The organism is Kitasatospora sp. NPDC017646 (assembly GCF_044329365.1).
Taxonomy (GTDB): Bacteria; Actinomycetota; Actinomycetes; order Streptomycetales; family Streptomycetaceae; genus Kitasatospora.
Genome location: NZ_JBIRJC010000010.1, coordinates 108,197 through 129,728 on the forward strand (window position 1 = coordinate 108,197; position 21,532 = coordinate 129,728).

Below are 21,532 nucleotides of genomic sequence, written 5' to 3' on the forward strand. Positions count from 1 at the left end.
CGGGCTCAGGCCCCGGAAGCCTCGGCGGCGGACTCCGCGGCAGGCTCGGGACGCACCCCGGCGGAGCCGCCCCCCACCGTCTCACGGGCCGGCAGGTCGGCCAGCCAGAACTTCTGCAGCATGTGCCAGTCCTGCGGGTGCTCGCTGATCCCGCGCTGCCACACGTCCGCCATCGCCTGGGTCATCGCCAGCGTCCGCGCCTTGCGGTCACCCTCCTGGGGCACCGGCACCTCGGGGTGGATCATCCCGCGCAGCACCGGCCCGTCGTACCACAGCGTCGCCGGCAGCAACGCCGCCCCGGTGCGCTGGCACAGCGCCGCCGGCCCGGCCGGCATCCGGGTCGGCTCGCCGAAGAACGACACCTGGAGGCCCGCCTCCGAGAGGTCCCGGTCCCCCACCAGGCAGACCAGCCTGCCCTCGCGCAGTCGCCGCGCCAGCGTGCCGATCACGTTCACCCCGCCCCCGGTCAGTGCCAGGACCTCCATGCCCTGGCCCTCCCGGAACGCGACGAACCGGTCGAACAGCCGCTCCGGCTTCAGCCGCTCGGCGACCGTGGTGAACGGGTGCCCCAGGTGCGCTATCCAGGTGCCCGCCAGGTCCCAGTTGCCCATGTGCGGCAGCGCCACCACCACGCCCCGCCCGGACTCCAGCGCCTCCTCCAGGCGCTCCAGGCCGTCCACCCGGACGTCCCGCAGGACCCGCTCCCGGCTCCACACCGGCAGCCGGAAGGACTCCATCCAGTACCGCAGGTACGAACGCATCCCGGCCCGCGACAACCGCCGCAGCGCCGCCTCGTGCAGCCCCGGCCGCACCCGGCGCAGGTTCGCCTCCAGCTGGCGCACCCGCGGACCCCGGCGGCGCCAGGCGTAGTCCGCCAGCCGGTCGAACAGCCACCGCGCCACCGGCTCCGGCAGGTGCTTCAGCACCGCCCACCCCAGCGCGTACGCCCAGTACACCAGTCGGTCCGTCACCGCAGGACGCCCCCCGTCAACTCCCGGCCGCCGCTCGGTCGGCCTCGAACGCCTCCCGGCGCACGGTCAGCATCCGCTGGAACACCGTCACCAGGCTGCCCGCCGCCACCAGCCACAGCGCCACCGGCAGCAGCCACTCCACGTACGGCACCCCGAACTCGTGCAGACCCGCGACCCCGGCCGCCACCAGGCTGATCACCAACCGCTCGGCCCGCTCCACCAGCCCCGACACGTCACACGGCAGGCCCTGGCTCTCCGCCCGCGCCTTGGTGTACGACACCACCAGACCACTGGCCAGACAGAAGATCGCCACCGCGCACAGCAGGTTGTTGTCACCCTTGCCCGCGTACCACATCGCCAGACCACCGAAGATCGCCGCGTCCGCGACCCGGTCCAGCGTGGAGTCCAGGAACGCCCCCCACTTGCTGCTCCGGCCCAGCTGCCGGGCCATGTTCCCGTCCACCAGGTCCGAGAAGATGAACAGCGTGATCGTGATGGTGCCCCAGAAGAACTCCCCACGCGGGAAGAACACCAGCGCACCGGCCACCGAACCGGCGGTACCGATCAGCGTCACGGCATCCGGGCTCACCCCCAACCGGATCAGGAACGCGGCGAACGGGGTCAGAACACGTGTGAAGAAGGCACGCGCGTATTTGTTGAGCATGGCCTTCCCAGCCGCTCCGATCTCCCAGGTACCCGCCTGGCGCAGCACGCGCGGCAGACGGCCGGACGAATGAGCCCGCCCGGCGCACCCATCGTAGCCACGCCCGGGACACCCTCCGTCTCAGGCACCGCCGGACGGCACCCCGCACACGGACGGTCACACAACACGCGCCCGGACGACACCCGACCCTAGACTGCGAGGGACAGCCTCGGCGCCACGGGAGGAGACCCCGATGCCCGACCGCAGCACCGCACGAGCCGGCCAGGCGCCCGCCGTCACCGGCCCCCAGGACCTGCGCAACGTCGTCCTCATCGGCTCCAGCGGTGTGGGCAAGACCACCCTCGCCGAATCCCTCGCCCTCGCCGCCGGCGCCACCGGCCGCGCCGGACGCGTCACCGACGGCACCACCGTCTCCGACCACGAGGACATCGAGCACCAGCAGCAGCGCTCCGTCCAGCTCTCCCTGCTCCCGCTCGAATGGAAGGGCGTCAAGATCAACCTGATCGACCCGCCCGGCCACCCCGACTTCGCCGCCGACCTGCGCGCCGCCCTGCACGCCGCCGACGCCGCCGTCTTCGTCGTCTCGGCCACCGACCCGGTCACCGCCCCCACCCGCACCCTCTGGCGCGAGTGCGCCGCCGAGGGCATCCCCCGTGCCATCGCCGTCGCCAAGCTCGACCTCGCCCGCACCGGCTTCGAGGACATCCTCACCACCTGCCACGACGCCTTCGAACTGGGCCCGGACACCCTGCGCCCGCTCTTCCTGCCCGTCCTCCACGACGGACACCCCGACGGCAGCGTCGACCTCCTCACCGGCGACACCTACGGTGACGCCACCCCCCTCCCCGACACGGGGCCCGCCCACGACAGCCTCGTCGAAGCCATCTCCGGCCAGGACGACGCCCTCATGGAGCGCTACCTCTCCGGCGACCCCCTCGACACCGACGCCCTCGAAGCCGGAATGCGCCGCGAAGTCCTCAGCTGCGCCCTCCACCCCGCCGTTCCCACCAGCGAGAACGGGCTAGGCGCCGCCGAACTCCTCGACCTGATCGCCCACACCTTCCCGAACCCCACCGAACGCACCCGCCCGGCCCCCGACTGCGACCCCGACGCCCCGCTCGCCGCCCAGGTCATCCGCGTCACCGGCGACGCCTACGTCGGCCGGATCAGCCTGCTGCGCCTGTACGCCGGCACCCTGCGCCCCGACACCAAGATCCACCTCGCCGGCCCCGCCCACACCGCCGACCAGAACGGCGACGAACGCGTCACCGGGCTCACCAGCCCCTTCGGCAAACTCCAGCGCCCTGTCCCGCACGCCGTCGCCGGCGACCTCGTCTGCGCCGCCAAACTCACCACCGCCCGGGCCGGCGACACCGTCCACGACCCCGGCCACCCCGTCGAGCTCGACGCCTGGACCCTGCCCGAACCCCTGCTGCCGATCGCCGTCGAGGCCCACAGCAAGGCCGACGACGACAAGCTCTCCCAAGCCCTCACCCGGCTCGGCGCCGAGGACCCGGCCCTACGGCTCGAACAGAACCCCGACACCCACCAGCTCGTCCTCTGGTGCACCGGCGAGGCCCACGCCGAGGTCGTCCTCGACCGGCTGCGCACCCGCCACGGCGTCCACGTCGACACCGTCGAACCCAAGGTCGCCCTGCGCGAGACCTTCGGCACCGCCGCCGTCGGCCACGGCCGGCTCGTCAAGCAGTCCGGCGGCCACGGCCAGTACGCCATCTGCGACCTGGAGGTCGAACCCCTCCCGGCCGGCGCCGGCTTCGAGTTCCAGGAACACGTCGTCGGCGGCGCCGTCCCCAAGCACTTCATCCCCTCCGTCGAGAAGGGCGTGCGCGCCCAACTCGCCAAGGGCGTCGCCACCGGACACCCCCTCGTCGACGTCCGGGTGACCCTCACCGACGGCAAGGCGCACTCCGTCGACTCCTCCGACGCCTCCTTCCAGAACGCCGCCGCCCTCGCCCTGCGCGACGCCGCCGAGCACGCCGTCATCCGCCTGCTCGAACCCGTCGCCGCCGTCAGCATCCTGCTGCCCGACGAGTACCTCGGCGCCGTCCTCGGCGACCTCTCCGCCCGCCGCGGCCGCGTCCTCGGCACCGAGACCGGCGGCCAGGGCCTCACCCTGCTGCGCGCCGAGGTCCCGGAACTCGAACTCGTCCGCTACCCGGTCGACCTGCGCTCACTCACCCACGGCACCGCCGAGTTCTCCCGCGCCTACCTGCGCCACGAACCCATGCCCACCGCCCTGGCCGACCGCTACACCGGCTGAGCGGGCCTCCGGTTCGGCAGCGCACACGCCGTCGTACCCCCCGGCATCCGGTGCCGGTTGCGCGACACCCAGCGGTACACCGCACCCGTCACCGGACGCACCGGCCCCAACGCCATCAGCGCGCCCAGGTACGCCCACGCGCCCCCGGAGCGCATCAACAGCCGCGCCACCGCCTGCGCGCCCCCGTACACCCGGCCCGCCGGCGTCACCCACAGCACCTCGCGCTCGGCCCGTTCCGGCGACACCTCACCGCGGCCGCCCGCCAGCGCGTCCAACTCCGCCAGCTCCGCGAACTGGAACGGCACCGCCTCCCAGCCCCCCGAGGCCAGCGTCTGCCGCAGGTACTTCTCCCCCCAGCGCACACAGGACGAGCAGAACGCGCAGTCCCCGTCGAAAACCAGCACCGGATCCTTCACGGCAACCCCCTTCATCGGCTTCACCCTCATCCTCCTCCACCACCACACCGGTGGTTCGCGCGGGTATCGACCCGGCCGAAGCTGGGCATCATGCCTTCCAGGCCGGGTACGGCCGGAACGCACCGGTTCGTGACGGTACTTCAGACGATCATCCGCGCGGGGGTGCCACGGCACGGTAACCTGCCGCTGACAAGGGGAGGAGCAGACGCCACCGTGCCCACACTCGACATGACCCCGGGTGCGCAGATACCCCGGACTGACGCCGGCCCGCAGACCGCCGTCACCCAGGCGCTCTCCTCGGCCGCCTACCGCGACGGCGAGATCGGCAAGTTCGTCGACGACGTCACCGACGCCAAGGAGAAGAAGGGCCGCTTCGCCCTCTTCCGCCCCAACGTCGGCGAGGCGTTCAGCAAGGCGATGATCTCCCGCGCCCTCGGCGGCGACCGCAAACCCCTCGTCCCGTCCTTCGGCGTCGACACCCGCCAGGTCGTCGAACACTGCCTGGCCGCCGAGGAACTGCGCCACGCCCGCGACCGGCAGCTCAGCACCGTCACCGTCGCCACCGGCCTGCTGTTCCTCCCCGGCACCCTGATCTGGCTCGGTGCCTTCCAACTGCGTGCCTGGCTCAAGCGGGACAACGCCCGCGGCGCCGACACCTACGGCGCCCTCGCCCTCATCGCCGCCGCCGTCCTCGCCGCCTTCCTGCTGCTCCGCCCCCCGGCGGACGGCGCCCTCGGCATCTACCTGCGGATCACCATGCTCGCCCCGGTGCTCGGCTGGTACCTCGCCCGCCGCATCGTCGAGCGCTCCGCCAAGGACCTCCGCGGGCGCTGGCAGGCCCTGGTCGAGGGCAGCGCCGTCGCCGCGACCGTCGCCAAGGCCGTCCCCCGCGACGACCTGGACAAGAAGGCCAACGAGCTGCGCGACAAGCTCGGCCGCCTGGACGCCGAGCAGGAGACCAACGTCCACCACTACGCCGGCCCCAAGGGCATCCTCGGCGCCGGCCGCCGCTGGGGCGAGTGGCGCCTCGCCGACACCCTCCACCCCGCCGAGGGCCACGCCGACTTCCGCGCCTTCCACCCCTGGGACCTGGTCCGCCGGATCTCCGCCCACCTCAAGGGCCTCGGCGTCAGCCACGTCGCCAACAGCGGCATCCCCAACGTCGCCATCAAGCAGTGGGTGGTCTTCGACGTCAGCGAGGGCGCCGACGAGATCAGCCGTCCCGGCGGCGCCGACATGGACGGCGAGCGGATGCGCGACTTCGCCGTGCAGAGCATCGCCGACAAGCAGACCTTCCCCGGCGGCCCCCGGCACTACCTGGCCACCCAGTTCATCACCCACGACGGCAAGCTGGTCATCACCTTCACCGTCACGGTGACGCTGCTCGCCAACGTGCTCAGCATCTCGGTGGCCGGCTACGCGCTCGGCCCGGTCAAGGGCGTCTTCTTCGACAAGCCGAAGGACAAGGAGAAGACGATCGCCAAGACGGTGAAGTTCTGGGAGGAGCGCACCGTCAAACTCCCGTTGATCGACAACGACGAGGTGGTCCGCCAGGCCGTCCGCGCCCCCTTCCACCGGATGCCCGGCCTGCTCGGCTGGCTCGGCGGCGGCCTCGGCCTGCCCGAACCCTTCGGGCTGCGGCACGCCTGGGTCGCCACCGCCTGGAACAACCGCTCCATGGTCGACAACGCGCTCAACGCCTCCGTCCCGGTGCTCAACGCGGTGCACACCGCCACCCTGGAGTTCCTCCAGGAGCACGACCTGGACGCCGACCGCTTCTTCAAGAACCGCACCTCGATCATCAAGTCCGAGGCCCAGGGCAGCCGCCCCTACAAGGTCGACCAGTTCGACGCCGGCTGATTCCGGCTCCCGGACGCACCGAGAGGGGCCCGCCACCGAACTCCCCGGTGGCGGGCCCCTCCTGTGTTTCGCGTCCCGCGGACTCAGCCCTGCGGCCAGACCTCGGCCAGCATCTTGCGGGTGTCCGCCAGCAGCTGCGGCAGCACCTTGGTGTGGCCGACCACCGGCATGAAGTTGGTGTCCCCGCCCCAGCGCGGCACCACGTGCTGGTGCAGGTGCGCGGCGATCCCGGCCCCGGCGGCCGCGCCCTGGTTCATCCCGATGTTGAACCCGTGCGCCCCCGAGGCCGCGCGCAGCGCGGTCATCGCCCGCTTGGTGAAGTCCGCCAGCTCGGCCGTCTCCGCCTCGTCGAGGTCGGTGTAGTCGGCCACGTGCCGGTACGGGACCACCATCAGGTGCCCGCCGTTGTACGGGTACAGGTTCAGCACCGCGAACACGGAGCTCCCCCGGGCGATGATCAGCCCGTCCTCGTCGCTCAGCGACGGGATCGAGCAGAACGGACAACCGTCGTCCGGAGCCGGGCCGGTGGGCTTGTTCTCACCCTGGATGTACGCCATCCGATGGGGGGTCCACAGGCGGCGGAAGCCGTCCGGCTCACCGACACCCCGCTGCAGTTCCGGCTCAGTCGTCATGCTGATCAGCATATTCGCCCAACCGTGCTTGCGAAGCCGTGCGGGGCAGACTCCTGGAGAGCCCGCCCCGCACGCGATCGTCCGACTACGGCGTCACACCTGGATGCGGTTCTTCACCGCGTCCACGATCTCGGCGACGGCCTCGGCCACCGGCACACCGTTCTTCTGCTCGCCGTTGCGGTAGCGGAAGGAGACCGCGCCCGCCTCGACGTCGTCGTTGCCGGCGATCAGCATGAACGGAACCTTGGTCTTCTGAGCGTTCCTGATCTTCTTCTGCATGCGGTCGTCCGAGGTGTCCACCTCGACGCGGATCCCGTGCTTCTTCAGCTCGGCCGCGACATCCAGCAGGTACGGCACGTGCTCGTCGGTGATCGGGATGCCGGTCACGGTGACCGGGGCCAGCCACGGCGGCATGGCACCGGCGTAGTGCTCCAGCAGCACCGCGAAGAAGCGCTCGATCGAACCGAACAGCGCGCGGTGGATCATGACCGGCCGCTGACGCGAGCCGTCCGCCGCGGTGTACTCCAGGTCGAAGCGCTCCGGCAGGTTGAAGTCGAGCTGGATGGTCGACATCTGCCAGGTACGGCCGATGGCGTCCTTGGCCTGCACCGAGATCTTCGGGCCGTAGAAGGCCGCGCCACCCGGGTCCGGAACCAGCGGCAGCCCCTGCTTCTCGGCCACGGCGGCGAGGACCCGGGTGGCCTCCTCCCAGGTCTCGTCCGAGCCGACGAACTTCTCCGGGTCCTTGGTCGACAGCTCCAGGTAGAAGTCGGTCAGACCGTAGTCACGAAGCAGGTTGAGCACGAAGGTCAGGGTCGAGTCGAGCTCGTCCGCCATCTGCTCGCGGGTGCAGTAGATGTGGGCGTCGTCCTGCGTGAAGCCGCGGGCACGGGTCAGACCGTGCACGACACCCGACTTCTCGTAGCGGTACACCGTCCCGAACTCGAAGAGGCGCAGCGGCAGTTCACGGTACGAGCGGCCGCGCGCGTCGAAGATCAGGTTGTGCATCGGGCAGTTCATCGGCTTGAGGTAGTAGTCCACGCCCTCGTCGAGCTGCATGGGCGGGTACATGCCGTCCGCGTACCAGTCGAGGTGGCCGCTCTTCTCGAAGAGCTTCCCCTTGGTGGCGTGCGGGGTGTAGACGAACTCGTAGCCCTCCTCCTCGTGCCGCTTGCGCGAGTAGTCCTCCATGGCGCGGCGGATGATGCCGCCCTTGGGGTGGAAGACGGCGAGGCCGGAGCCGATCTCCTCGGGGATGGAGAAGAGGTCGAGCTCGTTGCCGAGCTTGCGGTGGTCGCGCTTCTCGGCCTCGACGAGGAAGTCCAGGTGGGCCTTGAGCTCGTCCTTGGTCGGCCAGGCGGTGCCGTAGATGCGCTGCAGCATCGGGTTCTTCTCGCTGCCGCGCCAGTAGGCGGCCGCGTTGCGCATCAGCTTGAACGCCGGGATGTGGCGGGTGCTGGGCAGGTGCGGGCCGCGGCAGAGGTCGCCCCAGCACTGCTCGCCGCTCTTGGCGTCCAGGTTGTCGTAGATGGTGAGCTCACCGGCGCCGACCTCGACGTCGGCACCCTCGCCGGCGGTGGCGGCGGAGCCCTTGAGGCCGATCAGCTCGAGCTTGTACGGCTCGGCGGCGAGCTCCTCGCGGGCGGACTCGTCGGTGACCACGCGGCGGGAGAACTTCTGCCCGCGCTTGATGATCTCCTGCATCTTCTTCTCGATGGCCTTGAGGTCATCGGGGTGGAAGGGCTTCTCGACGTCGAAGTCGTAGTAGAAGCCGTCCTTGACCGGCGGACCGATGCCGAGCTTGGCCTCGGGGTAGAGCTGCTGCACGGCCTGGGCCATGACGTGCGCGGTGGAGTGGCGCAGGATGTCGAGGCCGTCCTTGCTGTCGATCGCGACCGGCTCGACCTCCTCGCCGTCCTGGAGGACGTGGGCGAGGTCCCTGAGCTGGCCGCCGACGCGGGCGGCGATGACCGAGCGGTCGTCGGCGAAGAGCTCGGCGGCCGTAGTGCCCGTCGTCACCACGCGCTCTTCCCGATCGGGTTCGCGGCTGATGATTACCCGGACGTCCGTCACCGGTCTCTCCTGACGTGCTGGATTTCAGAGGACGCAACACTGCGCTGCGCGTGACGATGGTACCGAGAGCGCCACCCGCACCGCGCACCTACGTCCGCTCTCCCCTTTCCTGGAGCCCCTTGAGCAGCCGCTCGCGCTCGCCCTCCCCCCAACCGCACAGCTCCAGGCCGTGCGGCCGGGTCAGCCGGCGGAATCCGTCGCGCCGCTCCAGGCGGCCGGAGACCCGGACCGGGACCCCGGAGAGGTGGGCCTCGGCGGCGAGCCGGTAGTCGGGGTCGGGCAGGCGCAGCTTGAGTTCGCGGACCTCGGCTCCGTCGAGCACCCGCAGCCGCACCGAGCCCGGTCCTGAGGGGTCGGCGCGCTTGAGCCGGACCACCACGGCGACCACGGTGACGTCGACGGCGGGCTCGATACGTTCCAGCAGTTCGGCGGCCTCGGTCAGGGCGGGCAGGTCGCCGGGTGAGAAGTCGAGGTCGATCCGGCGGTCACCGAAACCGCCCGGGGTTCCGGCGGCGGGTGACCAGGCGACGGTGAGCCGGGCGGCGGTGGCACCGCGCACCAGGTCCTCGACCGACTGGACGAGTTCCCGGCTGACTCCGGACCGGACGGCGTTCCCGAAGGCCTCGGGCCCTCCGCTGACCCTCCGGTAGTCGACGGCGTCGCGCAGCGCCTCCAGGGCGCGGACGAGCGTGGTGACGGCGGTCCGGCCCTCTGGGGCGGGGGTGTAGGCGGTGAGGGCCGCGCCCTGGTCGACGACGCCCTGTTCGACGAGCAGGACCCGGTCCAGGAAGTCCCCGGCGAGGCCGTCCAGCCGGGCGCCGTAGTAGGCGGCGCTGGTGCGCCCGGCCTTGGCCCCGGCGGCGAGCATCGCGCGGGCTGCCCGCTGGAGCCGTTCGGCGTCGTCCCAGGGGGTGGCATCGGCGGGGCCGGGCAGTTCGCGACGCCAGCTCAGCTCGTCGCCGGGGACGGCGAGGGCGAGCAGGATCGAGCGGGCGGAGGGGGTGCTGGAGCGGGAGAGGGCGGTGACGGCGTCGGTGAGGAGTTCGACCGCGTCGTCGAAGCCGTCCCCGGTGGGGACGAGGAGGCTGGTGCCGGGCTCGCCGTCGGGCGGGGTCCAGCGGCCGTACCGGGCGGCGGGTCCGCCACGGCGGATCCAGCCGTGCCGGGCGAGCAGGGTGGCGAGCACCGCGGGGTCGACGGTGGCCGGGTCCGGCAGGGCCGGGGTGTGGCCGTCCGGTCCGTGCGGCAGTGTCATGGGCGTGGTTCCTCGCTGCCGGGGCCGGGTGGTCACGGGCTGTCGCCCGCCCCGACCCGGGCCATGATGTCGCAGAGCGCGCGGTCGTCGAAGACCTTGTCGGTGGGGACCCGGACGTTGGTGCGCCGCTGCCCGGTGACGGGGTGGCCGGCCAGGTTGACCCAGTAGCAGCAGTGCCGCAGTTCGAGGGCGTCCGGGCGGGCCCGGAGCCAGTGGTCGACCCGGCGGGGCAGCAGCATCACGACCAGGATGCGCGGGACGGCGACCCGGGCGCGGGCGAGCTTGCGCAGGTGGTCGTTGTCCAGGGTGAAGCTGAAGAACGGCCCGGCCGGATCGGGCGCGATCTGCTGGGTCGCCTTGAGCTGGATCTTGATGGTGACCTCGTCGTCCACCTCGTGTTCCCGGTGGCCGTGGCTGACCTGCCAGTCGATGCCGTTGTCCGGGAACGGCTGGGAGAGCGAGCAGCCGGCCGCGGCGGCGACCGCGTGCAGGTAGCCGACCTGCAGCGTCTCCATGCAGGCGGTGACCGCGAGGTTCCCCCTGAGTGCGGCCGCCGCCCCGTCGGGCTGCGGCTGGGTCAGTGCCATCCCCCCGTGGCCTCCCCCGGCTCCGGGCCCGTCCGGATCCGGACGGGACTGTCGTGGGCAGGATCCCCGGTCGGGGCTGGGCCAAACGGGTTGAGCGGGCGTCAGGAACGGGTATCACCTGGGCGCGGATCGCACGCCTGAGGGGCAGTCATGCAGCAGCACTGGTACACCGGCCCACTCGCTTCCTTCGACACCGAGACCACCGGCGTGGACGTGGAGACCGATCGAATCGTCTCGGCCGCCCTGGTCGTCCAACTCGCCCCGGGCGCACCGGCGCAGACCACCACCTGGCTCGCCGACCCGGGCGTGCCGATCCCGGACGGCGCCCGGGCGGTGCACGGCATCACCGACGAGCGGGTCCGGGCGCACGGCCGGCCTGCCCGGGTGGTGGTGGCGGAGGTCACCCGCGCCCTGGCGGCCCAGGCGCGGGCCGGCCGCCCGGTGGTGGTGATGAACGCGCCCTACGATCTGACGCTGCTGGACCGGGAGTTGCGCCGCCACCACGGGCTGACGCTGAACGCCGGGCTGGACGGGGCCGGGCTGGTGGTGCTGGATCCACGGGTGCTGGACAAGCACGTGGACCGCTACCGCAAGGGCCGCCGGACGCTTACCGACCTGTGCGCCCACTACGGGGTGGACCTCACCGGGGCGCACGACGCGGCGGCGGACGCGACGGCGGCCATGTCGCTGATCCGGCGAATAGGCGCCCGCTACCCGGCGGCGCTCGGCGGACTGTCGGCGGCGGAGCTGCACCTGCGGCAGGCGGTCTGGCACGCGGCGCAGGCGCGCGGGCTACAGGCCTGGTTCGACCGGTCGGGGGCGCCGGAGCGGGTGGACCTGTCCTGGCCGCTGCGGCCGGCACGGTGCGCCTGCGGCCGCCGGATGGAGCCCGAACACGGTTGCGAGGCGGCCGCGTAGGCCCCGGGAACGCCGCAGGCCCCGACCGGTTTCCTGGTCGGGGCCTGCGTGCTGTCCGGTGGGCGATACTGGGATCGAACCAGTGACCCCTTCGGTGTGAACGAAGTGCTCTCCCGCTGAGCTAATCGCCCGGGCAACGAGAAGAACTGTAGCACCAATCGGGGGCGGTCGTACAACTCGCTCTTCCGGAGTACGGCCGACAGAACCACAGAACTCGCGCTCCGCGCGGAAGGTGACTGACCCTCAGCCGGATTTGCGGCCGGCACTCCGAGGGGATTCCGGAAATACATGTGAGGCCCAGCCGATAATCGACTGGGCCTCACATATCACAATGCATTCCGGTGGGCGATACTGGGATCGAACCAGTGACCCCTTCGGTGTGAACGAAGTGCTCTCCCGCTGAGCTAATCGCCCGGGTGCAGGGAAAACATTACCGCATCCCGGAGGGTGCTCCGAACACCCCGCCCTCCCACCGCCCCCGCCCCGGGCTCCCCGGCGGCCCCCGTCCGCCCCAGCCCCTGCGCCCAAGGGCCCCGAGCCGCACCTCCGCCTCCCTCCACCGCCCACGCCTCCCGCCCGCACGCACGACTCGTCGGGCCCGGCCGCACCACCCGCTCCCCTGTTCCCAGCCCTCTCGGTGCTTCGTACAGGAGGGGTACGGGCCGGCCCGGAATCCACCAGAGAAGAACCGCCGGTAATGCCCCGGGCGGGTACTCCGCGACGATTCCGCAATGCGCCGTAAGGGGTACGACTCGCGCCCGAATCGGGACAGAGGGGTTTACATCGGTCTTGGAGGTGGGATGGTCCGTTCGCCGACGTGCGATTCCCCGAGCGCACACTGAGCGAAAGGCCATGGCGCTTATGAACACCACGGTCAGCTGCGAGCTGCACCTGCGCCTCATCGTGTCCAGCGAGTCCTCACTGCCCGTCCCCGCGGGCCTTCGCTACGACACCGCCGACCCCTACGCCGTGCACGCCACGTTCCACACGGGCGCCGACGAGACCGTGGAGTGGGTGTTCGCCCGAGATCTCCTCGCGGAGGGGCTGCATCGACCCACCGGTACCGGCGACGTCCGGGTGTGGCCGTCGCGCAGCCACGGGCAAGGGGTGGTCTGCATCGCACTGAGCTCTCCGGAAGGAGAAGCCCTGCTGGAGGCCCCGGCCCGGGCGCTTGAGTCGTTCCTCAAGCGGACGGACGCCGCGGTGCCCCCCGGCACCGAACACCGTCACTTCGACCTCGACCGGGAGCTGTCCCACATCCTCGCCGAAAGCTGATCCCGCCCGCAGGCGGTGCAGCCCCGCTGTCGGCGGGGCCGTGTTTCCTGCCTGCTGTCATCGCGGCCGTCCTACTCGGGGGCACGGCAGCGGACTCAGCCGCGCGCGACGCGGTCTCGGGGCCGGTGAACGGCCCGCTCCCCTCGGAGCGGGCCCCCAGCACCGCAGGCGCCCGGCACCGGAGCCGGCCATCCGTACGGGTGGCCGGCCTCGTTGCCGGGCGCCTTCGTCCTTCCTCTCCTCCGACGGCCCTACGCGCCTCCCCCGGGGGGTCCACCGCGGGACTCGGCGCGGGCCCGGCGACCGCTTTGGGCCACTCTGACGGGATCCGTACAAGCCTTCGAACAAAGGCGCCGCCCTTATGCCGCAAGGGCCGGTATGGTCTGGGGTAACCGTGGACGCGGGGTACCGGAGTCCCCCTGCGCGAGGAGTCCCAACGTGCTGATCACCCATGACACCGAGTGCGCGCTGAGCATCCTCGTCGATCTGCTCAACACCGCACCCGAGGTGTGCGGAGACGAGCGGCTGCCGGACGTCGCCGCACTGGACGCCTTCGTGGACCGCCAGGAGATCAGCGAGATCGACTCGCTCACCGAGGACGACCTGCACCAGGTGCAGGAACTGCGCACCCGGCTGCGCGAGGTCTTCGGGACGGAGTCCACCGAAGAGGCCGCCGAGCTGGTCAACGCGATCGTCGCGGCCGCCGGGACGACGCCCCGGCTGGTCAACCACGACCACCACGACTGGCACATCCACTACTTCGCGCCGCACGCCGCGCTCGGCCCCCACCTCGCGGCCGAGCTGGGCATGGCGCTGGCCTTCATCCTGATGGCGGGCGAGCGGGAGCGGCTGCGCCGGTGCGAGGCGCCGGACTGCGCGCGGGTCTTCGTGGACCTCTCCCGGAACCGCTCGCGGCGCTACTGCGACAGCCGCACCTGCGGCAACCGGCTGCACGTCGCCGCCTACCGGGCGCGGCAGCGGTCGGCGGAGGCCGTCGCCTCCGCCTGACGCGCTCCGGCCGGTGGGCCAGGGTGCCCGAGTGCCCGGCTGTGCGCCCGCGGGCCCGTGGGCGCGGCTCAGATGCCGCGCTTGCGGAGGATCTCCTCGATGTCGGCGAAGTCGCCGAGGCCGTCGTCGTGCTTGCCCGTCTGCTTCTTGGGAGCCCTCGGCGCCTCGGGTGCCTGGGCCACCGCCGGGCGCTCGGGGGCCGGTCCGGCGGCGGCCGGACGCTCCGCCGGGGCCTCCACGGCGCCGCGGCGGCCCACCCAGCGGGTGGTGACCAGCAAGGCGGCGGAGACGCCGAGCAGCACGATGCCGGCCCACACCCGGGGGTCGAGCACCAGCTTGGCCGCCCAGTCGGCGAACTCCCGGCCGATGGTGCTCGCCAGCGGGAACAGCCCGGTCAGGTAGAGCCCCGCGGGCAGCAGGGCCACCGCGAACCAGCGGGTGGCCGAGAGGAAGCGCCGGCGCCAGGCCCGCTGGCCCGCGACGGCCACTCCGCCGGCCGTGAGGAGGAAACTGATCGCGGCGGTCAGCACGAGTGGGCCCCTTCGCTTCCGATCGTCCTGGTCATCGGTGCCTCCCTCTCGGTCCGCCCTCGGGCGCACCGCCGGGCGGGAGCGGGCACCCACTAGTGGAACACTGGGGGGATGATCGATGGTTCCCTCCCCCGCCTCGAGTTCTGGTGCGACCTCCAGTGCCCGGACTGCCGCACCGCGCTGGACGACGTACGGGCGCTGCGCGCGCAGTACGGCGACGCACTCTCCGTGGAGCTGCGGCACTTCCCGCTGGAGAAGCACAAGCACGCCTACGCCGCGGCGGAGGCGGCCGAGGAGGCGTTCGACCAGGGGCTGGGGTGGCCGTTCGTGGAGGCTCTGCTCGCGCGGGTCGAGGAGCTGGACGCGCGGGGGCAGCAGGTGTTGCTGGAGGTGGCCCGGGAGGTCGGGGCGGACGTCGAGGAGGTCGACACCGCGCTGATCGACGGCCGGCACATGCTGACCGTGGACGCCGACCAGGCCGAGGGCAGGGCGATCGGGGTCACCGGCACGCCGACGTACGTGATCGGCCGGGAGCGGCTGGACGGCGGCAAGAGCCAGGAGGGGCTGCGCGAGCGGATCGTCGCCGCCATCGAGGCGGCGCGGGCTTCCTGACGCCGCGTTCTGACGTCCCGTCAATTCCTCACAGCTGCTTGCCGTAGCAGCGGTTGACGGTCCGGTAGCCGAGCGAGGCGTAGAGCCGCAGGGCGACCTCGTTGCCGGAGAAGACGTTCAGGCCGAGTTCGCGCACCCCGGCGGCCAGGCACTCCTGTTCGGCGAGCAGCATCAGGGCGCGACCGTGTCCCCGGCCCCGGTGGGCCGGGGACACCTCGACCACCATGACCCAGGCGAGCGGGGTGCCGTCCGGCAGGTCGCGCAGGTGGAGGTCCACCCAGAGCGAGCCGAGCGGCTCGGGGGCCGTCCGGTCGTCGCCGCCCGCCCGGTAGAGGCGGCGCAGGGCGACGCCGGGGGTGTCGGCGCCCTGCTGGAGGACGTTGCGGTGGTCCAGGTGCGATTTGGCCCGGGCCTGCTCCTCGGTGAGACCGGAGTCCACCAGGGAGCGGACGTACTCCCGGGCAGCCCGGTCGAGCCACGCCGGGAACTCCGCGGCGCCGATCGGGCGGGCGATGACGCCGGCGGGCAGGGCGGGGGCGGTGGCCAGGGTCTTGCCCAGGTTCCGCATCCGCTCGGTGTAGCCGAGGGTGGCGGCGAGTCCGCGGGCGACCTGGGCGGACTCGGGGACGACCACGTCCGCCCGGGTGCAGCCCCAGGTGCGCAGCACCTCCTCCGCGGCCAGCGCGCCGAAGGTGCCGCGCCCCCGGCCACGACCCTCGACGATCTCCAACTCCGATATCTCACCCCAGAGTTGACCGCCGTGACGGGTGGAGGTGGTGCGCAGTCCGCCGACCTGGTGGCCGTTGCTCAGGATCCGCCAGCGTCTGGTGCGGCCACCGGCCGCAGTGGGTGTCTCCGGGCCCTCGGGGCGCAGCGTGGTGGTCATGGGTGGTCCCTTCCCTTCGTCGGGAAGGTTATCCGCGCCGCCCGTTCCGTCTGCTCGGGCGCTGCCCCGGGGTGGATCAGGGGTCGAGGTCGTCGCCGCTGCGCTCGGCGAAGACGGTCATGGCCTTGGCGGTGACCGGGCCGGTGCCGGGCAGTTCGCGGTCGTCGACGCGGGTGACGGCCTGGACGTCGCGGGTGGTGGAGGTCAGGAAGATCTCGTCGGCGTCCTGGAGGGCGCGGAGCGGGAGGTCGGCCTCCTCGGCGCCGCACCAGTCGATGACCAGCTGCCGGGTGATGCCGGCCAGGCAGCCGGAGGCGAGGGTGGGGGTGAGCAGGCGGCCGCCGATGACCACGAAGACGTTGGAGCCGGTGCCCTCGCAGAGCCGGCCGGCGGTGTTGGCGAACAGTGCCTCGGAGGCGCCGGCGCGGTGGGCGGCGGCGAGGGCGACGACGTTCTCCGCGTAGGAGGTGGTCTTGAGGCCGGCGACGGCGCTGTGCTCGTTGCGGCGCCAGGGGACGACGGCGACGGCGGTCTCGTCGGGGCGGCGGTGGATGGCGCCGAGGGCGACGACCAGGGTGGGGCCGGTGGTGCCGCGCTCCGAGCCGAGCGGGGCGTTGCCGCCGGTGTAGGTGACGCGCAGGCGGCCGAGCGGGGCCGGGTTGGCGGCGAGGACCCGGGCGCAGGCCTCTCGGACCAGGTCGTGGTCGGGGTCGGGCAGGCCGAGGCCGCGGGCGGAGCGGGTGAGCCGGTCGAGGTGGCGGGTGACCGCGAAGGCCCGGCCGTCGACGGCCTTCATGGTCTCGAAGACGCCGTCGCCGGTGGTGAGGCCGTGGTCGAGGACCGAGACGGCGGCGTCGGCGGAGTCGACGAGGGTGCCGTTGACCCAGCTCGTGGTGCGGTTGTGCATCGAGGGCTGCTCCTAGGCGCGGTGCGGCTCGTGGGGGGTGCCGGTGTCGGTTTCGCTGGCGGTGTCACCGGCGGTTTTGCTGCCCGACGCTATCGCGACCAGCCGGGCCGCCTTCAGTTCGGTTTCCGCCCATTCGCGCTCGGGGTCGGAGCCCCAGGTGATGCCGGCGCCGGTGCCGAAGCGCAGGACGGGTGCCTGCGGGTCCTGCCGGTCGAGCCAGAAGGTGCGGATGCCGACGGCGAGTTCACCTTCGCCGCGGTCGGCGTCGACCCAGCCGACGGCACCGCAGTAGGGACCGCGGGGGGCGGTCTCCAGGGCGTCGATGATCCGCAGGGCGCTGGACTTGGGAGCGCCGGTGACGGAGCCGGGCGGGAAGGTGGCGGTGAGCAGTTCGGGCCAGCCGGAGCCGTCACGCAGGGTGCCCTCGACGGTGGAGACCAGGTGGACCAGGCCGGGGTGCTTCTCGACGACGCAGAGGTCGGGGACGGTGACGCTGCCGGTCTCGCAGACCCGGCCGAGGTCGTTGCGGACCAGGTCGACGATCATCACGTTCTCGGCGTGGTCCTTGTCGAGGAGGTCGTCCTCGGTGCGGCCGGTGCCCTTGATCGGGCCGGAGGAGACGGTGCGTCCGCTGCGGTGCAGGTAGAGCTCGGGGGAGGCGGTGGCGATCTCGACGCCGTGCCCGGGCAGCCGGATGGTGCCGGCGTAGGGGGCGGGGTTGCCGTGGGCGAGGAGGCCGGTGAGGGCGTCGATGTCGCTGCGGTCGGGGTCGGGCAGCGGTGCGGACAGCACTCGGCAGAGGTTGGCCTGGTAGACCTCGCCGGCGGCTATGTGCTCGCGGATGCGGCGCACGCCCGCGGTGTAGGCGGCGCGGTCCAGGGAGCTGCGCCAGCTGCCGGCGTCCGGGCCGTGCCAGCCTGCGCCCGACGGCGGGGCGGGGGCGGGGGCGGGGCGGACCTCGTCGAATCGGGCGCAGGTCAGCCGGCCCTCGAAGTCGTACGCGACGGCCCAGTAGCCGGAGGATTCGAGCGCGGCCGGGTCCGAGGTGACGTCGCGCAGTCCGGTGGCCACTCGGCCTGCGAAGCGGGCGAGCGGGGTGCGGGAATCGGGGTGGCCGGACACGGTTCTCCTGCGCGGTGGTGCTGGGGGCGGCGGTGCCTGAAGTGTAGGTCGGAGGGCGCGGCTCCGGTCGGGGCCGGCGCTTCCCGCGCCCCCGCGTACGGGCGGCCGAGTGCGTCGGGCGGGTGTGCGCCGGGTGACCTGCGGGTGATCGTCCGGGAGCGCCGCAGGTGGTGGCCGGTGACCGACCGGAAGGGCTGACGGGACGGCACGCGGCGGGCATCCCCTCGCCAGGCTGCGGGAACGGATTTTTAGCTGGCCCGGGAATCCGCTAGAGTTCAACACGTCGCCGGGGAGCGCAGCCGAAGAAAAGCGGTGAAGATCCCGGGAGACAGGCGGACGTGGCTCAGTTGGTAGAGCATCACCTTGCCAAGGTGAGGGTCGCGAGTTCGAATCTCGTCGTCCGCTCGATGGAGAACAGTGTAAGATCGTTCTTCGTGTGTTGCCTGGTGGAGTGGCCGAGAGGCGAGGCAACGGCCTGCAAAGCCGTGTACACGGGTTCAAATCCCGTCTCCACCTCCAAGAGGCTCTCCCGGACCTGCCGGGAGACCTCCCCGCGCGATTAGCTCAGCGGGAGAGCACTACCTTGACACGGTAGGGGTCACTGGTTCAATCCCAGTATCGCGCACGCCGGATCCTCCGGGATCTGCTGCACAACCGCCACACCAGGCGCGATTAGCTCAGCGGGAGAGCACTACCTTGACACGGTAGGGGTCACTGGTTCAATCCCAGTATCGCGCACAGTAACGGGCCCTTCGAGGCCTGCTGCACAACCGCCACACCAGGCGCGATTAGCTCAGCGGGAGAGCACTACCTTGACACGGTAGGGGTCACTGGTTCAATCCCAGTATCGCGCACAGTAACGGGCCCTTCGAGGCCTGCTGCACAACCGCCACACCAGGCGCGATTAGCTCAGCGGGAGAGCACTACCTTGACACGGTAGGGGTCACTGGTTCAATCCCAGTATCGCGCACAGTAACGGGCCCCTCGGGGCGCGCTGCACAACCGCCACACCAGGCGCGATTAGCTCAGCGGGAGAGCACTACCTTGACACGGTAGGGGTCACTGGTTCAATCCCAGTATCGCGCACAGTAACGGCCGAGGCCGCGATCCTTCAGGGTCGCGGCCTCGGCCGTCTGTCGTTCCGGTGCCGGTGAGAAGTTCCGGTGCCGGTGAGAAGGAGAAGAGCCGCGTACGGTCGTCCTCACCGACGTCCGTACGCGGCGTCTCCGCCTGCCGGGGCGCTCTGCGCACCGCTCTCGCCCGTCCGCGTGTCATCGCGGCCGCGGCCTCCCCGGCGGCACTGCTCCCCGTCCCCAGGGGAACAGTGCCCGTTCTGGTGTTCTCTTTCCGCGGCCTCGACGGCCTCGGCCGCCTCAGCGGGAGATCAGCTCGGCCAGGGCTTCGGCCTGGTTCGCCATCTGCTCCCACCCGCCGAAGAGCAGCACCAGGAGCACGGCGCACGGCAGGGCCATGGCCAGCGCGACGGCGGGGTGCCGGGTGGGCTGCTCGGCGGACTTGGGCTGGGTGAAGGCCGGCCGACGGCGGCGGGTGGTGGTGCCCGTCTGCTGTATTGCCATGGCCTTGCTCCTGATCCGGTCGAGTGGGCGCGGTGGACGGCTTACCTCGGGGGACGAGCTCCCCGTCCACCGCTGAGCACAACGCTATTGGTCAAGGGGCCGTCCGGACGTCATGCCGTCGTACTGTTCCGCGGGCATCCCGGAGGATGACGCTCAGACTCAAGGCGTACTACCGGAGAGGGAGGGCGGCCTCACCCCGCCCCCGAGGGAACCCTGAGGGGTAACCCCGAGAAACGATTCGGCGCCCCCGTGACCTGCAGCTCAGAGCACGATCCGACAATCGCACGATGGCTTGAGGTGTTGCGTATCAGCACACCGCAGCGGGCAGTCCGTAAGCTGTGCCAGACAGGAACTGACGATGCCCCAACCGACGGGGCCTCACCCACAGGCTGACGGAGAACGGGACATGGCGATGATGCGGCTGAGGCGTGAGGACCCCCGCATCGTCGGGCCGTACCGCCTCCACCGGCGACTCGGCGCCGGCGGCATGGGCGTGGTCTACCTCGGCTCCGACCGCCGCGGACAGCGCGTCGCCCTCAAGCTGATCCGCGCCGAGCTCGCCGAGGACCAGGAGTTCCGCACCCGCTTCGCCCGCGAGATCGCCGCCGCCTCCCGGATCCGGGGTGGCTGCACCGCACGGGTCGTCGGCTCCGACATCGAGGCCGACCGCCCCTGGCTCGCCACCGCGTACGTCCCCGGGCCGTCCCTCTACAAGCAGGTCGGCGACGAGGGACCGCTCAGCTGGCCGGAGGCCGCCCGGATCGGGGCCGCACTGGCCGACGGGCTGGTCAAGGTGCACGAGGCCGGGGTCGTCCACCGCGACCTCAAGCCCTCCAACATCCTGCTCTCGCCGCGCGGCCCGCGGATCATCGACTTCGGCATCGCGTGGTCGCGCGGCGCCAGCACCCTCACCCACGTCGGCACCGCGGTCGGCTCCCCCGGCTTCCTCGCCCCCGAGCAGGTGCGCGGCGCCGCCGTCACCCCGGCCACGGACGTCTTCGCCTTCGGTGCCACCCTCGCGTACGCGCTCACCGGGGACACCCCGTTCGGATCCGGGGCGTCCTCCGAAGTGATGCTGTACCGGGTCGTCCACGAGGAACCCGACCTGTCGGCCGTGCCGCCCCAGCTCGCCCCGCTGATCCGGGCCTGCCTGGCCAAGGAGCCCGCCGAGCGGCCCGGTGCGGCCGCACTGCACGAGCGGCTCAGCGAACTGGCCGTCCGCGGGGCGGCGACCGCCGGCGGCAGTGGGCGCGCGCCCCGGCGGGGCACGTCGCCGGCCGCCGCGGCTGCCGGGCCCACGGCGCCCGCCGGTGCACCGCGGGCGCCGCAGCAGGACGGCGGGCGGCAGATCCCGGCACCCGGGCGCTCTCCCGAACCGGCCGCGTCGGCGCCCCGGGCCCGGGCGGCGGCGGGGCGTCCCGGCGGGCAGGCGCCCGGCGCCCCGGGACGGCGCCAACAGGGCGGCCCGCTCCCCCGGCCCGAGCCGACGCCGGTCACCCGTCCACTGCGCAACCAGCCCCACACTCCCCCGCCGGCCCGCCCGCGGCCCCGGGACCGCCAGCACACCCCCGCCCCCGGCGGGCGGCCCGGCACGGCGCGCCAGCGGCTGCTGCGGCAACGGCTGGTGGTCTTCGTCACCGTGACGATCGGCGTCGCACTGGCCATCGCGGCGGCGCAGGGCTGCGAGAACCGGAGCAACCAGGGGGCGCGGTCGCTGGTCGTCCAGACCGCGGCCACCGCGGGTCGCGGCGGCGAACAGGCCGTATCCGGGACCTCGGTGGACGTCGCACCCCCGGCCTCCCCGACTCCGCTCCCGGCGGCCGCGCGCGGCACGGCGGACGGGGCGCTGGCACCCGCGCAGGGGCCGGGGCCCGTGGTCGACTGGCCCAACCGCGGCTACTCCGACGGGGCTGGCGGGCCCGCCATCGCGCTGAAGGACGGGCACTCGGCCGGGGCCG

The 21,532-nt window shown here is 72.4% G+C and carries 18 protein-coding genes, 9 tRNA genes and 1 pseudogene; 14 read left to right on the top strand and 14 right to left on the bottom strand.

Annotated elements, in window-relative coordinates; translation table 11 throughout:
- Positions 1-5: 5 nt before the first annotated feature.
- Both ACH4J0_RS18010 and pgsA read right to left on the bottom strand, forming a co-directional pair.
- Positions 6-971 carry a phosphatidylinositol mannoside acyltransferase gene (locus tag ACH4J0_RS18010; RefSeq protein ID WP_396241139.1) on the bottom strand — a complete coding sequence of 322 codons (966 nt, stop codon included), beginning with the start codon at positions 969-971 and terminating at the stop codon, positions 6-8.
- 16 nt (positions 972-987) lie between these two features.
- Positions 988-1,635 (bottom strand): phosphatidylinositol phosphate synthase, encoded by a 648-nt coding sequence (gene pgsA, locus ACH4J0_RS18015; RefSeq protein ID WP_030286338.1) that lies wholly within the window; start codon positions 1,633-1,635, stop codon positions 988-990.
- Between the two features lie 232 nt (positions 1,636-1,867).
- Between pgsA and ACH4J0_RS18020 the strand changes: the two genes are divergently transcribed.
- On the top strand, positions 1,868-3,916 hold the full coding sequence (locus ACH4J0_RS18020) for an elongation factor G-like protein EF-G2 (protein WP_396241141.1): 2,049 nt from the start codon (positions 1,868-1,870) through the stop codon (positions 3,914-3,916).
- Here the strand turns inward: ACH4J0_RS18020 and ACH4J0_RS18025 are convergent.
- Complete coding sequence (locus ACH4J0_RS18025) at positions 3,904-4,347, bottom strand: thiol-disulfide oxidoreductase DCC family protein (protein ID WP_396241414.1); 444 nt, start codon at positions 4,345-4,347, stop codon at positions 3,904-3,906. The two genes, ACH4J0_RS18020 and ACH4J0_RS18025, sit on opposite strands and share 13 nt — an antisense overlap.
- A 198-nt stretch (positions 4,348-4,545) precedes the next feature.
- Between ACH4J0_RS18025 and ACH4J0_RS18030 the strand changes: the two genes are divergently transcribed.
- Positions 4,546-6,192, top strand: a complete 1,647-nt coding sequence (locus ACH4J0_RS18030; RefSeq protein WP_396241143.1) for a hypothetical protein — start codon at positions 4,546-4,548, stop codon at positions 6,190-6,192.
- 83 nt (positions 6,193-6,275) lie between these two features.
- On the opposite strand, the gene ACH4J0_RS18035 is transcribed toward ACH4J0_RS18030, so the two are convergent.
- From ACH4J0_RS18035 to ACH4J0_RS18050, 4 genes are all read right to left on the bottom strand, one after another.
- Positions 6,276-6,836, bottom strand: coding sequence for an HIT family protein (locus ACH4J0_RS18035; RefSeq protein ID WP_396241145.1), 561 nt, complete (start codon positions 6,834-6,836; stop codon positions 6,276-6,278).
- Between the two features lie 81 nt (positions 6,837-6,917).
- Positions 6,918-8,897 carry a threonine--tRNA ligase gene (thrS, locus tag ACH4J0_RS18040; RefSeq protein ID WP_396241147.1) on the bottom strand — a complete coding sequence of 660 codons (1,980 nt, stop codon included), beginning with the start codon at positions 8,895-8,897 and terminating at the stop codon, positions 6,918-6,920.
- An 88-nt stretch (positions 8,898-8,985) separates the two neighbouring features.
- Positions 8,986-10,152: a hypothetical protein gene (locus tag ACH4J0_RS18045; protein ID WP_396241149.1), complete on the bottom strand. Its 1,167-nt coding sequence runs from the start codon at positions 10,150-10,152 to the stop codon at positions 8,986-8,988.
- Positions 10,153-10,184: 32 nt separating this feature from the next.
- A complete protein-coding gene (locus tag ACH4J0_RS18050; RefSeq protein WP_396241151.1) occupies positions 10,185-10,739 on the bottom strand; it encodes a DUF4365 domain-containing protein in 555 nt (184 codons plus the stop codon).
- A 150-nt stretch (positions 10,740-10,889) separates the two neighbouring features.
- Between ACH4J0_RS18050 and ACH4J0_RS18055 the strand changes: the two genes are divergently transcribed.
- Entirely contained in the window at positions 10,890-11,657 is a 768-nt protein-coding gene (locus ACH4J0_RS18055) for a 3'-5' exonuclease (protein ID WP_396241153.1), read from the top strand.
- Positions 11,658-11,716: 59 nt separating this feature from the next.
- Here ACH4J0_RS18055 and ACH4J0_RS18060 read toward each other — a convergent pair.
- A tRNA-Val gene (locus ACH4J0_RS18060) sits at positions 11,717-11,788 on the bottom strand.
- 211 nt (positions 11,789-11,999) lie between these two features.
- Positions 12,000-12,071 (bottom strand) — tRNA-Val (locus ACH4J0_RS18065).
- Between the two features lie 447 nt (positions 12,072-12,518).
- Between ACH4J0_RS18065 and ACH4J0_RS18070 the strand changes: the two genes are divergently transcribed.
- Both ACH4J0_RS18070 and ACH4J0_RS18075 read left to right on the top strand, forming a co-directional pair.
- Positions 12,519-12,932 (top strand): SsgA family sporulation/cell division regulator, encoded by a 414-nt coding sequence (locus tag ACH4J0_RS18070; RefSeq protein ID WP_030056266.1) that lies wholly within the window; start codon positions 12,519-12,521, stop codon positions 12,930-12,932.
- Between the two features lie 438 nt (positions 12,933-13,370).
- Positions 13,371-13,940, top strand: coding sequence for a CGNR zinc finger domain-containing protein (locus ACH4J0_RS18075; RefSeq protein ID WP_396241155.1), 570 nt, complete (start codon positions 13,371-13,373; stop codon positions 13,938-13,940).
- A 68-nt stretch (positions 13,941-14,008) separates the two neighbouring features.
- On the opposite strand, the gene ACH4J0_RS18080 is transcribed toward ACH4J0_RS18075, so the two are convergent.
- Entirely contained in the window at positions 14,009-14,470 is a 462-nt protein-coding gene (locus ACH4J0_RS18080) for a hypothetical protein (RefSeq protein WP_396241157.1), read from the bottom strand.
- A 111-nt stretch (positions 14,471-14,581) separates the two neighbouring features.
- On the opposite strand from ACH4J0_RS18080, the gene ACH4J0_RS18085 reads away from it, so the two are divergent.
- Positions 14,582-15,082, top strand: a complete 501-nt coding sequence (locus ACH4J0_RS18085) for a DsbA family protein (RefSeq protein ID WP_396241159.1) — start codon at positions 14,582-14,584, stop codon at positions 15,080-15,082.
- A gap of 28 nt (positions 15,083-15,110) precedes the next feature.
- Here the strand turns inward: ACH4J0_RS18085 and ACH4J0_RS18090 are convergent, their stop codons facing one another.
- From ACH4J0_RS18090 to ACH4J0_RS18100, 3 genes are all read right to left on the bottom strand, one after another.
- The gene (locus ACH4J0_RS18090) at positions 15,111-15,968 is read right to left on the bottom strand and encodes a GNAT family N-acetyltransferase (RefSeq protein ID WP_396241161.1); all 858 of its coding nucleotides are present in this window, start codon (positions 15,966-15,968) and stop codon (positions 15,111-15,113) included.
- A 76-nt stretch (positions 15,969-16,044) separates the two neighbouring features.
- Positions 16,045-16,875, bottom strand: coding sequence for an aminotransferase class IV (locus ACH4J0_RS18095; RefSeq protein ID WP_396241163.1), 831 nt, complete (start codon positions 16,873-16,875; stop codon positions 16,045-16,047).
- A gap of 12 nt (positions 16,876-16,887) precedes the next feature.
- The gene (locus tag ACH4J0_RS18100; protein WP_396241165.1) at positions 16,888-17,997 is read right to left on the bottom strand and encodes a chorismate-binding protein; all 1,110 of its coding nucleotides are present in this window, start codon (positions 17,995-17,997) and stop codon (positions 16,888-16,890) included.
- Between the two features lie 332 nt (positions 17,998-18,329).
- On the opposite strand from ACH4J0_RS18100, the gene ACH4J0_RS18105 reads away from it, so the two are divergent.
- The 7 genes from ACH4J0_RS18105 to ACH4J0_RS18135 all read left to right on the top strand — a co-directional run bounded on the left by ACH4J0_RS18105 (position 18,330) and on the right by ACH4J0_RS18135 (position 19,083).
- Positions 18,330-18,402, top strand: a tRNA-Gly gene (locus tag ACH4J0_RS18105).
- Between the two features lie 40 nt (positions 18,403-18,442).
- Positions 18,443-18,516, top strand: a tRNA-Cys gene (locus ACH4J0_RS18110).
- 34 nt (positions 18,517-18,550) lie between these two features.
- A tRNA-Val gene (locus ACH4J0_RS18115) sits at positions 18,551-18,622 on the top strand.
- A 41-nt stretch (positions 18,623-18,663) separates the two neighbouring features.
- Positions 18,664-18,735, top strand: a tRNA-Val gene (locus ACH4J0_RS18120).
- Positions 18,736-18,779: 44 nt separating this feature from the next.
- Positions 18,780-18,851 (top strand) — tRNA-Val (locus ACH4J0_RS18125).
- 44 nt (positions 18,852-18,895) lie between these two features.
- Positions 18,896-18,967, top strand: a tRNA-Val gene (locus ACH4J0_RS18130).
- Positions 18,968-19,011: 44 nt separating this feature from the next.
- Positions 19,012-19,083: transfer RNA gene (locus ACH4J0_RS18135), tRNA-Val, on the top strand.
- Between the two features lie 287 nt (positions 19,084-19,370).
- On the opposite strand, the gene ACH4J0_RS18140 is transcribed toward ACH4J0_RS18135, so the two are convergent.
- Positions 19,371-19,574: a hypothetical protein gene (locus ACH4J0_RS18140; protein ID WP_396241167.1), complete on the bottom strand. Its 204-nt coding sequence runs from the start codon at positions 19,572-19,574 to the stop codon at positions 19,371-19,373.
- 406 nt (positions 19,575-19,980) lie between these two features.
- Between ACH4J0_RS18140 and ACH4J0_RS18145 the strand changes: the two are divergent.
- Positions 19,981-21,261 (top strand): annotated as a pseudogene (locus ACH4J0_RS18145) (serine/threonine-protein kinase); the annotation flags it as partial.
- Between the last annotated feature and the right edge of the window lie 271 nt (positions 21,262-21,532).